Origin of the sequence: Massilia phyllosphaerae, from assembly GCF_034659755.1 — a bacterium.
GTDB classification, from domain to species: domain Bacteria; phylum Pseudomonadota; class Gammaproteobacteria; order Burkholderiales; family Burkholderiaceae_D; genus Telluria; species Telluria phyllosphaerae.
Map to the genome: position 1 here is coordinate 341,956 of NZ_JAXSQX010000005.1, position 13,577 is coordinate 355,532.

The 13,577-nt window shown below is 68.2% G+C and carries 11 protein-coding genes; 6 read left to right on the forward strand and 5 right to left on the reverse strand.

The window, feature by feature from the left end:
* Position 1: 1 nt before the first annotated feature.
* On the forward strand, positions 2–1,327 hold the full coding sequence (locus U1H99_RS20370) for an erythromycin esterase family protein (RefSeq protein WP_323143537.1): 1,326 nt from the start codon (positions 2–4) through the stop codon (positions 1,325–1,327).
* Here U1H99_RS20370 and U1H99_RS20375 read toward each other — a convergent pair.
* The 3 genes from U1H99_RS20375 to U1H99_RS20385 form a co-directional block, all read right to left on the reverse strand.
* Positions 1,324–2,280 carry an MYG1 family protein gene (locus U1H99_RS20375; protein WP_141837399.1) on the reverse strand — a complete coding sequence of 319 codons (957 nt, stop codon included), beginning with the start codon at positions 2,278–2,280 and terminating at the stop codon, positions 1,324–1,326. The two genes, U1H99_RS20370 and U1H99_RS20375, sit on opposite strands and share 4 nt — an antisense overlap.
* A gap of 70 nt (positions 2,281–2,350) precedes the next feature.
* Positions 2,351–3,079 (reverse strand): haloacid dehalogenase type II, encoded by a 729-nt coding sequence (locus U1H99_RS20380; RefSeq protein WP_323143538.1) that lies wholly within the window; start codon positions 3,077–3,079, stop codon positions 2,351–2,353.
* A 5-nt stretch (positions 3,080–3,084) separates the two neighbouring features.
* Positions 3,085–3,591, reverse strand: a complete 507-nt coding sequence (locus U1H99_RS20385; protein WP_323143539.1) for a DUF3016 domain-containing protein — start codon at positions 3,589–3,591, stop codon at positions 3,085–3,087.
* Positions 3,592–3,821: 230 nt separating this feature from the next.
* On the opposite strand from U1H99_RS20385, the gene U1H99_RS20390 reads away from it, so the two are divergent.
* Genes U1H99_RS20390 through U1H99_RS20400 form a run of 3 tightly spaced genes read left to right on the forward strand, consistent with a single transcriptional unit; the run spans position 3,822 to position 8,076 of the window.
* Positions 3,822–4,307, forward strand: coding sequence for a (2Fe-2S)-binding protein (locus U1H99_RS20390; RefSeq protein WP_323143540.1), 486 nt, complete (start codon positions 3,822–3,824; stop codon positions 4,305–4,307).
* On the forward strand, positions 4,304–6,559 hold the full coding sequence (locus U1H99_RS20395; protein WP_323143541.1) for a xanthine dehydrogenase family protein molybdopterin-binding subunit: 2,256 nt from the start codon (positions 4,304–4,306) through the stop codon (positions 6,557–6,559). The genes U1H99_RS20390 and U1H99_RS20395 overlap by 4 nt, the downstream gene beginning before the upstream one ends.
* Entirely contained in the window at positions 6,559–8,076 is a 1,518-nt protein-coding gene (locus tag U1H99_RS20400) for a tetratricopeptide repeat protein (RefSeq protein WP_323143542.1), read from the forward strand. The genes U1H99_RS20395 and U1H99_RS20400 overlap by 1 nt, the downstream gene beginning before the upstream one ends.
* Positions 8,077–8,112: 36 nt before the next feature.
* On the opposite strand, the gene U1H99_RS20405 is transcribed toward U1H99_RS20400, so the two are convergent.
* Together U1H99_RS20405 and U1H99_RS20410 are read right to left on the reverse strand one after the other, a co-directional pair.
* Positions 8,113–8,718, reverse strand: a complete 606-nt coding sequence (locus U1H99_RS20405) for an isochorismatase family protein (RefSeq protein WP_323143543.1) — start codon at positions 8,716–8,718, stop codon at positions 8,113–8,115.
* Positions 8,719–8,927: 209 nt separating this feature from the next.
* Complete coding sequence (locus tag U1H99_RS20410) at positions 8,928–9,290, reverse strand: hypothetical protein (protein ID WP_323143544.1); 363 nt, start codon at positions 9,288–9,290, stop codon at positions 8,928–8,930.
* 170 nt (positions 9,291–9,460) lie between these two features.
* Between U1H99_RS20410 and U1H99_RS20415 the strand changes: the two genes are divergently transcribed.
* Positions 9,461–11,764: a hybrid sensor histidine kinase/response regulator gene (locus U1H99_RS20415; RefSeq protein WP_323143545.1), complete on the forward strand. Its 2,304-nt coding sequence runs from the start codon at positions 9,461–9,463 to the stop codon at positions 11,762–11,764.
* Between the two features lie 79 nt (positions 11,765–11,843).
* Positions 11,844–13,526 carry a vWA domain-containing protein gene (locus tag U1H99_RS20420; protein WP_323143546.1) on the forward strand — a complete coding sequence of 561 codons (1,683 nt, stop codon included), beginning with the start codon at positions 11,844–11,846 and terminating at the stop codon, positions 13,524–13,526.
* Positions 13,527–13,577 lie beyond the last annotated feature (51 nt).

The window sequence follows — 13,577 nt, forward strand, 5'->3', positions numbered from 1 at the left end:
CATGGCGGACCAGGATACGCTCACTGCCCTGCGCGCCGCCGCCATCAGGCTCGATGGCGGCGAGCGCGACTATGATGCCCTGCTCGACCTGGTCGGCGATGCGCGCTTCGTGCTGCTGGGCGAAGCCACCCACGGCACCCACGAGTTCCACGAAGAGCGTGCCCGCATCACCCGGCGCCTGATCGAAGAAAAGGGGTTTCACGCGGTGGCCGTCGAGGCCGACTGGCCGGATGCCTACCGCGTCAACCGCTACGTGCGCGGCCAGGGCGAGGACGACAGTGCCGATGCTGCGCTGTCGGGGTTCCAGCGCTTCCCGAACTGGATGTGGCGCAACACCGACGTGCAAAGCTTTGTCGAGTGGCTGCGCGGGCATAACCAGAAGACGGCCAGCCACAAGGTCGGCTTCTATGGGCTCGACCTGTACAGCATGTTCACCTCGATCGGTGAAGTGCTGGCCTACCTGGACAAGGTCGACCCGCAGGCCGCCAAGGTGGCGCGCGAACGCTATGCCTGCTTCGACCACTACCAGGAAGACAGCCAGCATTACGGCTACACCGCCAGCTTGAGCCTGTCGGAGTCCTGCGAACAAGGCGTGATCGAACAATTGCACCAGCTGCAGCAGCGCGCGGCAGAATATATGCAGAAGGACGGCGTCGACGAAGCGCTTTTCCATGCGCAGCAAAACGCGCGCCTGGTCAAGAATGCCGAAGAATACTACCGCACCATGTTCCGGGGCCGTGTGTCGTCCTGGAACCTGCGTGACAGCCACATGGCCGAGACGCTCGACGCGCTGGCCCGGCACCTGTCGAAGGATGGCGAACCGGCCAGGATCGTGGTGTGGGAACACAATTCCCACATCGGCGATGCGCGTGCCACCGAGGTCGGCGAGCTCGGCGAATGGAACGTGGGCGAATTGGCGCGCAAGGCCTATGACGGCGACACCCGCCTGATCGGCTTTTCCACCTACGAGGGTTTCGTGACGGCGGCGTCGGAATGGGATGCCCCGGCCGAGCACAAGCGCGTGCGTCCGGGCATGCCGGGCAGCTACGAAGCATTGCTGCACGAAGTCGGCGTCGATCGCTTCCTGCTGCCGCTGCGCGAAGAAGGCCCGGCGCACGACGCGCTGATGCAGCGCCGGCTGGAGCGTGCCATCGGCGTCATCTACCTGCCGCGGACCGAGCGCCACAGCCATTATTTCTCGGCCCAGATGGCGTGCCAGTTCGATGCGGTGATCCATATCGACCGGACCACGGCGGTACAGCCGCTCGATCCGGGCGGCGGCTGGCACTCGGACGAGCCGCCGGAGACCTATCCGGGCGGTTTTTAGGGCTGGCGTTCGGCTTCCACCGCCGCCAGCGCCTGCCGCGCCATCACGCGTGCGCCTTCATACGACTTCACCGCCGCGATGAAGCGCCCGTTATGGCAGAAGCCCGCATCCGGCACGCCGGTCACGGCTGCCAGCTCGGCGTCGCGCAGCCCGGCCCATGCTGCCGGCAGGTCGGCACGGGCCTCGAAGGTCTCCGGGCTCACCGGCACCGTGTGCAGCATGTAGCGCTGTTCGCCCAGGTTATGGCTGATCACGAACAGGACTTTCGGCATTTCCTTGCGCACCACGCTGGTCCAGGGCAACGCGCTGTTTTTCAGGTACAGCACCTTGCCGTCTTCCAGCAGCTCGGACTGGCGCACCTGCTCCACCGCCAGCGTGGCGCCGACGCGGTACTTGACCGCATTGACCATGATATCGGTCAGCAGCGCCATCGCGCGCCGGAACTGGCCGAGGCGGTACGCTTCGGTCGGCTCGCCATAGCCGATGCGCTGCTCGTCCAGCCAGTTCGGGTTGAAACCGGAAATCACCGCCGACAGGCCATAGCTGCCGGGCGCATTGCGTGCAGCGCCGGTGTCCGACATGTCGAGGTACTGGACGATGTCGGCATCGATGGCGTAGGCGATCTCGCGCGCGGCGTCGTCGGACAGACGCTGGCCGGTATGGGTCTCGGCCAGGATAGCCACGCAGCGGGCACCGTGCTCGCGCCACACCAGGCCGGCACTGGCATACACCACCCCGCTCTGGCGGGCGCCGTCGAAACCTTTCTGGTGGTGGTCGAAGCGGCCGCTGGCCGGGTCCCAGATGCCGCCGACGTCGACCGCGAAATCGGCCTTGTCGATGATGGCCGGATTGCGCGTGCGCACGATCTCGCTGCCGGGATACAACACGTTCAGGGTGGCGGCGGCCCATGCATCGTCGGCATGGAATTTTCCGCTGTGGGTCACGATTACCATAAGCTCTTTCATCTTTAAAACATATTCGCTGTTTCAAGATGATACCGGCTTTACCGGGCCGCAGCGCCCGTCACGGGCAGTGCAGCGCATCGGCCAGCGCCACCAGGTCGTCGGCCACGATATCCCAGTCCTGTTCGGGCTGCAAATCGGTGCTCTGGCCGGGGCCGTGTTCGAAGCGGCGCCGCACGAACATCGTGCGCAGGCCGAGTGCGCGGGCGGCCGCCAGGTCGGTGTTATGGGCCGCCACCATCCCGAACTGGGCGGGCGCCACCCCGGCCGCCTCGGCCGACCGCAGGTAGACCTCGGGACGCGGCTTGTAGTTGCGGGCGATTTCCGCGCCCAGGATCACGTCCCAGGGCAGGCCGCCGAAACGTGCCAGCCGCAACATGCCGGCGATATGGCCATTTGACACCGGACCGATGGCAAAACGCCGCTTCAGGCGCGACAAGCCCTCGACCGCATCCGGCCAGGGATCGAGACGTTCCCACGCCCGGTTCAGCTCGGCGAGCTCGGCCTGGGGGATGCTGGAAGCGGGGACACCGTGCCGTTCCAGCACCTGCGCCAGGTTTTCGCGGTTGAGCACGTCGAGCCGCACCCAGGGCCGCGCGCCGGTACGCACCGCTTCCATCGACGGCTGGTACAGGGAACGCCATTCCCTGGCGAATTCGAAGGGATCGACTGTAATGCCATGGCGCGCCAGAAAAGGCTCGGCAGCACGGGCGACGCCAGAGCGCCAATCCACCACGGTACCGAAGACGTCGAAACCCAGGAATGCAAGCTGTTCGAATGGCAAGGACATGGGCATCACTCCGTGGAAACCTGTTTGGCGGCGCCCGGGTCCGGCACGATCGTCGCGCGCCACCAGTCGTCGATCATCTGTTTTTCGTGCGGCCAGCGCGCGTCCGACGGGTAGGCATTCACGCGATTGCCATAGGCCTTGTCGCTGAGCTGGGCGTCGCCGCTCTTCAAGACCTTGCCGTCCTCGACCAGCGAATAGCGCAGCCGCATGCGCGGCCAGTCGCCGCCGTGACTCAGGATACGCACACCGCTCAGGGCAAAGCGGTTCGGCTCCTCGCGGCCGGCCAGGTCGATGTCGAGCACGTCGATGACCAGGTCCTGCCCCGCCGGCAAGTCCTTGCCGAGCGCCTGGAAATGGGCGCTGATATCTTCCAGCGCCTGCTGGCGCTGCCAGGGCGTGCGCGGCAGGTCGGTGAACCGGGCGTCGTGGACGTAGTTGACGGTGACGCCGGCCATGGCGATGCCGTGCGAGGCCAGGCAGGCGGCGAATGCAAGATGCCGTAGGCAGGTCATGGGGCGTCCGTCCTTTCGGGAAAACGATGTCGGTTCAACTATACGCCGCTTCCCTCGGCCGTGCCGCCGGCGCGCGCCCGCCGCGTTCCGGGGCGGGCGGATGCGCTGTGAATGTAAAACGACGCTCGAGCCGCCGGCAACAAATTTTATTGCTTGGACCCGCCCGCTTTGGTTTACGATGACGTCGTTATGATCTGGCAACTTAATTAGCGTGAGAACAGAGCCGAGACATGAGTAAATACAACCTGAACGTCAACGGCAAGGTCCAGTCAGTCGACGTCGAACCCGACACCCCGCTGCTGTGGGCCTTGCGCGACACCCTGAACCTGGTCGGTACCAAGTACGGCTGCGGCATCGGCGCCTGCGGAGCCTGCACCGTCCACATCGACGGCCATCCGGCCCGCTCGTGCCAGATGCCGGTGGCCAGCGTCGGCAAGCACAAGATCACCACCATCGAAGGCCTGGATGCGCGCGCCATGCACCCGCTGCAGCAGGCCTGGCAGGAACTCGACGTGCCGCAATGCGGCTACTGCCAGTCCGGCCAGATCATGAGCGCCTGCGCCCTGCTCAAGCAGACCCCGCGTCCGACCGACGCCCAGATCGACGACGCCATGGCCGGCAACCTGTGCCGCTGCGCGACCTACGTGCGCATCCGTGCCGGCATCCATCGCGCGGCCGAGATCGCGTCGACGACCACCGGAAAGGGCAAGAAATGACCCGCACGCCCGTGTCCAATGCGCGCCGCAATTTCCTGCGCCAGTCGACCGCCGGCGGCGCTTCCCTGCTGCTGGGCCTGCATAGCGGCGGCGTCATCGCGGCCGCCGGCGCCACGGCCCCGGCCGACGGCGGCGAGTTTGCCCCCAATGCCTTCATCCGCATCGGCCAGGATGGCCGCGTCACCCTGATCTCGAAGCAGCCGGAAATCGGCCAGGGCATCAAGACCTCGCTGCCGATGATCATCGCCGAAGAGCTCGACGTCGACTGGAAAGACGTGCGCGTCGTGCAGGGCGACCTGAACCCGGCCTACGGTTCGCAGGGCGCCGGCGGTTCGACCTCGACCCCGACCAACTACGACAACTTCCACCGCCTCGGCGCCACCGCGCGCGCGATCCTGGTGCAGGCCGCCAGCCAGGCCTGGAACGTGCCGGCGGCCGAATGCGCGACCGCCCAGGGCAGCGTCCAACACAAGGGGTCCGGGCGCAAGCTCGGCTATGGGGCGCTGGTCAAGGTGGCGGCCACGCTGCCGGTGCCGGATGCCAAGAACGTCCAGTTGAAGGATCCGTCGGCCTATCGCCTGCTGGGCACGCGCATCGGCGGCGTCGACAATGGCCTGGTGGTCAGCGGGAAGCCGCTGTTCGGCATCGACGTCAAGCTGCCGGGCATGTTGTACGCGACCTACGTCAAGTGCCCGACACTGGGCGGACGCCCGGTCAGCGCCAACCTCGACGCCATCAAGGCCATGCCGGGTGTCAAGGATGCCTTCATCGTCGAGGGCACGGCCAATTTGAACGGCTTGCGCCCGGGCGTGGCGATCGTCGCCAACTCGACCTGGAACGCGCTGCGCGCGCGCAAGAAGCTGGACGTGAAATGGGACGAGGGCGAAGGCGCCAACCATAGCTGGGCCGGCTTCACGGCCCAGGCCCAGGCGCTGTCCAGGCAGCCGGGTGCGGCGACCATGCGCAAGGACGGCGACGTCAACGCCGCGCTGGCGGGCGCCGCCCATACGGTCGAGGCGGCATACAGCTACCCCTTCATCTCGCACGCGAGCATGGAACCGCAGAACTGCACCGCCTGGTTCAAGCCGGACGGCAGCCTGGAACTGTGGGCGCCGACCCAGAACCCGGGCTCGGGCCAGGCGCTGGCCGCGTCCACCTTCGACATGCCCAAGGAAAAGATCACACTGCACATCACGCGCAGTGGCGGCGGCTTCGGGCGCAGGCTGTCGTCCGACTTCATCGTCGATGCGGCGGCCATCTCGCAAAAAATCAAGGCGCCGGTCAAGCTGACCTGGACCCGCGAGGACGATTTGCAGCAAGACCATTTCCGTGCAGGCGGCTTCCACTTCCTGCGCGGCGGCGTCGACGACGCCGGCAAGCTGGTGGCCTGGCACAACCATTTCGTCACCTTCGCCAACCGCATCGAGCGCAAGGAAAGCGACGGCACCAACAACAGCGTGCTGCAGCCGGGCAGCGGCGGCAATTTGTCGGGCGACGAATTCCCGGGCCGCTGGGCCGCCAACTGCCTGCTCGAGCAAACCCCGATCGAATGCCGCATCCCGATGGGACCGTGGCGCGCGCCGGGCAGCAACGTGTTCGCCTGGGTGTTCCACAGCTTCATCGACGAGCTGGCGCATGCCGCCGGGCGCGATCCGGTCGAATTCCGGCTGGAACTGCTGGGCGACAAGGACATCGTGCCGGGCACCGGCGAACGCGGCCAGCCCTACAGCGTGGCGCGCATGCGCAACGTGCTGAAGACGGTTGCCGACAAGGCCGACTGGGGCAAGCGCAAGTTTGCGCGTGGCCAGGGCGCCGGCGTGGCCTTCCACTTCAGCCACCGCGGCTATGTGGCCGAAGTGGCCGAAGTCACGGTGTCGAAGGACGGCAAGCTGACAGTCGACCGCGTGGTGGTGGTGACCGACATCGGTGCCCAGATCGTCAACCTGTCCGGCGCCGAGAACCAGGTCGAGGGTTCGGTGATCGACGGCCTGTCTACCTTGATGGGACCGGCGCTCGACATCGACAAGGGCCGCATCGTACAGAGCAATTTCCACGAGTACCCGCTGCTGCGCATGCCGGACACGCCGACCAAAATCGAATCGCACTTCCTGAAGACCGATTACCCGGTCACCGGTCTGGGCGAACCGGTGTTCCCGCCGCTGGCGCCGGCCGTCTGCAACGCGATTTTCGCTGCCACCGGCAAGCGCGTGCGCGAACTGCCGCTCAGCAAGACCGACCTCAGCTGGAGCTGATGCTGTCCTCCCCGACCCACGCTCTGCTGCAACAAGCCCTGCAGGCGCACCAGCAGGGCAAGCTGGATGCGGCGGCCGGCCTGTACCGGCAGGTGCTGGCGCAGGCGCCGCGCCAGTTCGACGCCCTGCACCTGCTGGGCGTGATCGCGCGCCAGCGCGGCGATGCCGCAGCCGCCGCCGACCTGATCCGCGATGCGCTGCAGGTCGACCCCGCCCAGGCGCGCGCCCACTGCAACCTGGGCGCGGCGCTGCAGGACCTGGGCCAGCCCCAGGCCGCCCTGGACAGCTACGACCAGGCGCTGCGCCTCGACCCGCGCTACGCGCTGGCCTGGGACAACCGCGGCAACGCGCTGCGGCGCCTTGGGCGGCTGGACGAGGCCCTGGCCAGCTACGAACAGGCGCTCGGCCTGCGCCACGATGCGGCCGAGACCTGGTGCCACCGCGCCATCGTGCTGAACGACCTTGGACGCTTCGACGATGCCGCCGCCAGCGCCGGACGCGCGCTGCAGCTACGTGCGGCCTACCCGGATGCGCTGCTGGCGCTCGGCAATGCTTTGCAGGCGCTGGAACGTTTCGACGAGGCCTGCGCCGCCTACGAGCGGGCATTGACGAAGGCGCCGCGCGCCGACATCTGGTGCGCGCGCGGCAGCGCGCTGAAAAAGGCCGGCGACCTGGCGGCGGCACTCGACAGCTACGAACGCGCGCTGGCGCTCGACCCGGCCTATGCGCTGGCCCAGCACTACCGCGCCAACACGCTGCGCGCGCTCGGCCGCAAGCCGGAAGCCATCGCCGCCTACCGCGCGGCGCTGGCACTCGGCGCCGACGCCACTGAGCTCGGCTTTGCGCTGGCGGCGCTGGGCGAAGGCGCCCTGCCCGCGAGCGCCCCGCCCGACTACATCAAAGGATTGTTCGACCAGTACGCCGGCCATTTCGACCAGCACCTGGTCGAGGTGCTCGCCTACCGCACGCCGGCCCTGCTGGACGCGCTGCTGCGCGCGCACGTCACCGGCACGCAAGGCGAGGTGCTCGACCTCGGCTGCGGCACCGGCCTGTGCGCACCCTTCCTGCGGCCGCTGGCGCGCAAGCTGACCGGGGTCGACCTGTCGCAGCGCATGCTGGACAAGGCGCGCGCGTCAAACCTGTACGATGCCCTCGCCTGCGCCGACATCGGCGACTTCCTGGCGGGCGACGGACAGGCCGGCCGCTACGGCCTGGTGCTGGCGGCCGACGTGTTCGTGTACATCGGCGATCTCGCTGGCGTATTCGCCGGCGTGGCGCAAGCCCTGCAGGCCGGGGGCTGGTTCGCGTTTTCGGTGGAAGCGGCGAGCGACGACGATGGCGACCGCGCCAGCGGCTACGCGATCACGGCGTCGAACCGCTTTACGCATGCACTGGCGTATATCGAGCGGCTGGCCGCGCAACACGGCTTCGTCGTGGTGGAAACCCGGGCGGCGGCACTGCGCCGCGAACACGGGCACGAGGTGGCCGGGCACCTGGTTCTACTGCGCCGGACCTGAAACCCGCCGCGGCAAGCCGGCAGAAGCAAGCCAGCTTCAAGCCACCGACAGCGCCGTCATCCCGATCTCGCCCAGCCGCACCGGCACCGCGCCGCGCGCCACCATGCGGTCGATGGCGCGCGTGCCGTCGCCGGGCTTGACGTCGACCGCGCGCATCGCTTCCGGCACGATCAGGGTGTCGAAGCCCTCTTCCAGCGCATCGGTCACGGTGTTCAGCACGCAGTAGTCGGTGGCCAGGCCGCAGACCGTCACCCGCGTCACTTCGCGCGCGCGCAACTGGGCGGACAGGTCGGTGCCGCCGAAGGCCGAGTAGGCGTCGACGGCGGCGGTGTCGGCTTTCGACACCACGATGGCGTCGTCCGGCAGCGCCAGCTCGGCGGCGAATTCCGCGCCCGGGCTGCCCGCCTGGCAGTGCGGCGGCCACGGCCCGCCCTGGGCCGCGAACGAGCAGTGGTCCTGCGGGTGCCAGTCGCGCGAGGCGACGATCGGCAGGCCCTGGGCCTGGAACAGTTCGATCAGGTGGTTGATCGGGGCGATGACTTCATGGCCGTTGGCGACGCCGAGGGCGCCGCCGGGCAGGAAGTCGTATTGCAGGTCGATGATCAACAGGGCGTCGCCTGGTTCGAGGTGGATGGCACTCATGGTTGTCTCCGCGGTGCGCTATAGTCGCGCAAATATGATACGTCGTTCCCGCAAACGCGGCAAATAGCCCAGCAGGGCTATTTGCCCCCATGCTGAGCTTACCGAAGACGGTATTTATGAAGCATCGAGGTTTGTCTGGGACACCGAATTCTGCAATTCAGTATGGATCCCCGCTTTCGCGGGGATGACGGCATTTGAAACTCAGGCAATCAATGCGGCAACGTCGAACCCGACGCCTGCGCAGCGCGCGCCGCCGGATCCGGATTCAGCGCTCCCAGCCGGTCGAGGATGGCCACCGCCTGCTGCGCCTGCGCCGCGTCCGCCGTCGTGACGGTGATCTGGCAGTCGCGCACGTCGTCCTGGGCGGTCGGCGCATAGGTGTGGGTATAGGCGGTCTTGCCCTTGACCTCGGGGTTGTCGCCGACGGTGAAATTGCCCTGCACCGGGCCGGTCTCGTCGATGCGGACGTCGATCACGACGTTATCGGCGGCCAGGCCGGCGGCCAGCAGTTCGTTGCGTGCCTGTTCGGCGGAAGCCAGTTGCACGAAAGTGCGTACGATCGGATTTTGCATGGTTTCTCCTGCATTGAGTACATTGTGTTGAAGTCCACCGTACCAGAAATGCCAAGGCGGTGGCGCTCGCAGGCCACGGGAGGCATGCATGGGGCATGGATAAGCCGCACAAGCTCGACAGCAAGGTGTACACTCGCGAGCTGGAGCAATACATATAGACAAAAAGCAAGATGAACTCTGGGTTGAACCGCGGGCTGGGCCGCTTCCGGCTGAACAGCCTGCGCAGCCGGCTGATGCTGCTGGTGGCACTGGCGATGATGCCGCTGGCGATCATGACCGTGCTGGCCGGGGTGCGCGAGCGCGAACATGCGGTGCAGGCGTCCGAAGAACACCTGCGGCGCCTGACCGCCATGGCCGCCGCCAACGAAGCCCAGTCGATCCAGGGTGCGCGCCAGATCCTGGTCGACCTTGCCAGCGTGCCCGACCTGATGGGCGATACCGCGCGCTGCACCGCACTGCTGTCGGACGTCCTCGACCGCAACGAGGGCTTCGTCAACTTCGGCCTGATCCAGCTGAACGGCGACGTTACCTGCAGCGCCGTGCCGCTGCTGCATCCGGTCAACCTGGGCGACCGCGGCCACTTCCGGCGCGCCATCAAGGAACGCCGCTTCATCGCCGGCGACTACGTGTTCGGGCGCGTGATCAAGAAGCACACGATCAACCTCACCTACCCCGTCATCGACCGCGCCGGCAAGGTGCTGGCCGTGGTGTTCGCGGCGATGGACCTGGAGGCGCTGGACACCTTCATCAACGACGTCGACCTGCCGCCCGGCTCGATCCTGACCACCTTCGATGCGCGCGGCGGCATCATCTCGCGCCGCCCCGAACCCGAGCGCTGGTTCGGCAAGCCGGTGCCGAAGGCGATGCTGGAAGCGATGCAGGCGCCGGCGGCGAGCGCGGGTGCCGTCACCCTGCACGGCATGGACGGCATCGAGCGCCTGCACAGCTTCGCGCGCGTCGGCACGCCCACGCTGACCGACTATACCGTCACCATCGGCATCCCGACCGAAGGTATCCTGCGCGCGGCGCGCCACGACCAGATCATGTCGCTGCTCGGCCTCGGCGCGACCATCCTGCTGGCCCTGCTGGCGGCCTGGCTGGTGGGCGACGTGCTGATCGTGCGCCGCGTGCACAAGCTGATGGGCACCGCCGAACGCCTCGCCGCCGGCGACCTCGAGGCGCGTTCGCGCATCGATTACGGCAACGAGGAGATCGGCAGCCTGGCGCAGGCGCTGGACCGGATGGCGGCGGCGCTGCAGAAGAAGGAAGCGGCGCGTTCGCTGGCCGAGCGCGAGCTGCGCAGCGCCGACCAGCGCAAGGACGAGTTCCTGGCGATGCTGGCGCACGAACTGCGCAACCCGCTGGCGCCGATCAGCACCGGCGCCAACCTGCTGCGGCTGCTGCATTCGGAGAATGCCCAGATCCACCAGACCTGCTCGATCATCGTACGCCAGGTCCAGCACATGACCGGCCTGGTGGACGACCTGCTGGATGTGTCGCGGGTGACGCGCGGCCTCGTCTCGATCTCGGCCCAGCCGCTCGACCTGAAGCGCGTGATCGAGGATGCGATCGAGCAGATCCGGCCGCTGGTGACGGCGCGCCGCCACCGCCTGCTGGTCGAGCTGCCGGATCCGGCGCGCGCGCCGGCCCCCGCGATGGGCGACCACAAGCGCCTGGTGCAGGTGGTCGCCAACATGCTCGGCAACGCCGGCAAGTACACGCCCGAGGGCGGCACGATCCGCTTGCGGCTGGAGGGCGAAGGCGACGCCGGCCAGGGCAGCTGGCTGTTGAGCGTGTCCGACAACGGCATCGGCATGGACGCCGGCCTGGTCGGCCGCGTGTTCGACCTGTTCACCCAGGCCGAGCGCACGCCCGACCGCTCGCAGGGCGGCCTCGGACTGGGCCTGGCGCTGGTCAAGAGCCTGGTCGAGCTGCATGGCGGCAGCGTGCAGGCGGCCAGCCCCGGCCCGGGCCAGGGCTCGACCTTCACGGTACGGCTGCCGCGCCAGGTGCACGGGCTGGGCGCGCCGCTGGCACACGCGGATGCGGATGCCGCCGCCGTTGCCGCCGATGTGGCCACTGCACCGCTGCGCATCCTGCTGTGCGACGATCACGTCGACGCGGTGCACACGCTGCAGCTGTTCCTGCGCTCGGCCGGACACGAGGTCGACATCGCGTACACCGCCGGCGATGCGCTGGAACTGGCGCGCCTGACGCGGCCGGACGTCTGCCTGCTCGACATCGGCCTGCCCGACTTCGACGGCAACGAACTGGCGCGCCGCCTGCGCCGCCTGCCGCAGGCCGCGGGCAGCACGCTGATCGCGATGACCGGCTACGGCCGCCAGCAGGACCGCGCGACGGCGCTGGCGGCCGGCTTCGACCACTACCTGGTCAAGCCGGTGGATACCGTGCGGCTGGCGGAGATCCTGGCGACGCTGGCGCCGGCCGGCACGCCGGCTGATGACAATATGTAACCGCAGTTGCCAAACGCCGCGCCCTGTATCAAGTTATCGGAACGCCAACAGGCGCCACGATAACCACGACAGGGACACCATGAAGACGCACTGCGGTACCTCGATCACCCTCGCCTGCGCCCTGCTGCTGGCGGGCTGCAGCAACCAGACCACCATCCGCGACACCGTCGTCAGCGACGACGTCGGCGCCTACCGCGGGCCGCCGGCGGCGCCCCCTCCCCCAGCCCCTAGGGTGATGTCGCGCGCTCCCGGCGCCGCGGCCTACGCCACCAGCCAGCGCGCCGTCGTGGCGCCGGCGCCGTGGCCGGTCGTGGCGCCGTCCACCGACAAGTTCCCGGACAAGGAAGCCGGCAAGGCGATCCTGGTGGCGGACCAGCCGGTATCGACCTTCAGCGCCGACGTCGACACCGCCTCGTATGCCTTCGTGCGGCGCCTGCTGTCCGCGGGCCGCTTGCCGCCACTGGAAGCGGTGCGGGTCGAGGAAATGGTGAACTATTTCCCCTATCGCTACGCCGCGCCGAAGAATAGCCGCACGCCGTTCGCGGTCACCACCGAAGTCATGCCGAGCCCGTGGAAGGCCGGCAACCAGCTGGTCCACATCGCCGTGCGCGGTTACGACCTGCATCAGGCGCAGCGTCCGCGCGCCAACGTGGTGCTGCTGGTCGACGTGTCCGGCTCGATGATGGGGCAGGACCGCCTGCCGCTGCTCAAGCAGGGGTTCCACCTGTTTGCCGAACGGCTGCGCGACGACGACCGCGTCGCCATCGTCACCTATGCCAACGGCACCGCGGTGGCGCTGGAGCCGACGCCCGGCAGCGAACGCCGCAAGATCCTCGACGCCATCGACGCCCTGCACGCGGGCGGCGGCACCGCCGGCGGCGAAGGCCTGCAGCGCGCCTATGCGCTGGCCGAGCGCAACTTCGACCGCGCGGCGGTCAACCGCGTGGTGCTGGCCACCGACGGCGACTTCAACGTCGGCATCACCGACCCGCGCCAGCTCGAACAGTTCGTCGCCGGAAAACGCAAGAGCGGCGTCTACCTGTCGATCCTGGGCGTCGGCGAAGGCAACCTGAACGACGCCCTGATGCAGCGCCTGGCCCAGTCGGGCAACGGCAATGCGGCCTACATCGATACGCTCATGGAAGCCAGCAAGGCGCTCGGCGAAGAACTCGGCTCGACCATGTTCCCGATCGCGAACGACGTCAAGGTGCAGGTCGAATTCAATCCCGAGCGGGTGGCCGCCTACCGCCTGATCGGCTACGAAACCCGCATGCTGCAGCGCCAGGATTTCAAGGACGACAAGGTCGATGCCGGCGACATGGGCGCAGGCCACACCGTCACCGCGATCTACGAGATCACGCCGAGCGCCGCGGCCGGCACGCTGGTCGATCCGCTGCGCTACGGCGAGGAGAAGACGGCGAAGACCGCGGCCAGGGGCGGCGACGAGCTATGCTTCGTCAAGCTGCGCTACAAGCTGCCGGGCGAAGGGAGCAGCCGCCTGGTCGAGCATCCGGTGCGTGCCGGCGCGGCACGGGCCCGCTTCGAGGCCGCACCCGACGACCAGCGCTTCGCGGTGGCCGTCGCCGCCTTCGGCCAGCGCCTGCGCGGCGAAACGCCGCTGGCCGACACCAGCTACGAGCAGATCGCCGCGATGGCGAACGCCGCGCGCGGCCCCGATCCGGAAGGCTACCGCGCGGAGTTCGTGAAGCTGGTGCGCATGGCCGATGCGCTGGGCAAGGTGGCGCAGGCCGGCCAGCCTTGACCGCCATTGCGGCGCGCTGGTTTTCGCTTATTTTCGCTTTAACGCGCGCGC

Excerpts from the sequence above, each read along its gene's own strand:
- U1H99_RS20385 (WP_323143539.1), bottom strand. The coding sequence starts at position 3,591 with ATGACCTGCCTACGGCATCTTGCATTCGCCGCCTGCCTGGCCTCGCAC.
- U1H99_RS20375 (WP_141837399.1), bottom strand. The coding sequence starts at position 2,280 with ATGGTAATCGTGACCCACAGCGGAAAATTCCATGCCGACGATGCATGG.
- U1H99_RS20410 (WP_323143544.1), bottom strand. The coding sequence starts at position 9,290 with ATGCAAAATCCGATCGTACGCACTTTCGTGCAACTGGCTTCCGCCGAA.
- U1H99_RS20380 (WP_323143538.1), bottom strand. The coding sequence starts at position 3,079 with ATGTCCTTGCCATTCGAACAGCTTGCATTCCTGGGTTTCGACGTCTTC.
- U1H99_RS20420 (WP_323143546.1), top strand. The coding sequence starts at position 11,844 with ATGAAGACGCACTGCGGTACCTCGATCACCCTCGCCTGCGCCCTGCTG.
- U1H99_RS20390 (WP_323143540.1), top strand. The coding sequence starts at position 3,822 with ATGAGTAAATACAACCTGAACGTCAACGGCAAGGTCCAGTCAGTCGAC.
- U1H99_RS20400 (WP_323143542.1), top strand. The coding sequence starts at position 6,559 with ATGCTGTCCTCCCCGACCCACGCTCTGCTGCAACAAGCCCTGCAGGCG.
- U1H99_RS20370 (WP_323143537.1), top strand. The coding sequence starts at position 2 with ATGGCGGACCAGGATACGCTCACTGCCCTGCGCGCCGCCGCCATCAGG.
- U1H99_RS20415 (WP_323143545.1), top strand. The coding sequence starts at position 9,461 with ATGAACTCTGGGTTGAACCGCGGGCTGGGCCGCTTCCGGCTGAACAGC.
- U1H99_RS20405 (WP_323143543.1), bottom strand. The coding sequence starts at position 8,718 with ATGAGTGCCATCCACCTCGAACCAGGCGACGCCCTGTTGATCATCGAC.
- U1H99_RS20395 (WP_323143541.1), top strand. The coding sequence starts at position 4,304 with ATGACCCGCACGCCCGTGTCCAATGCGCGCCGCAATTTCCTGCGCCAG.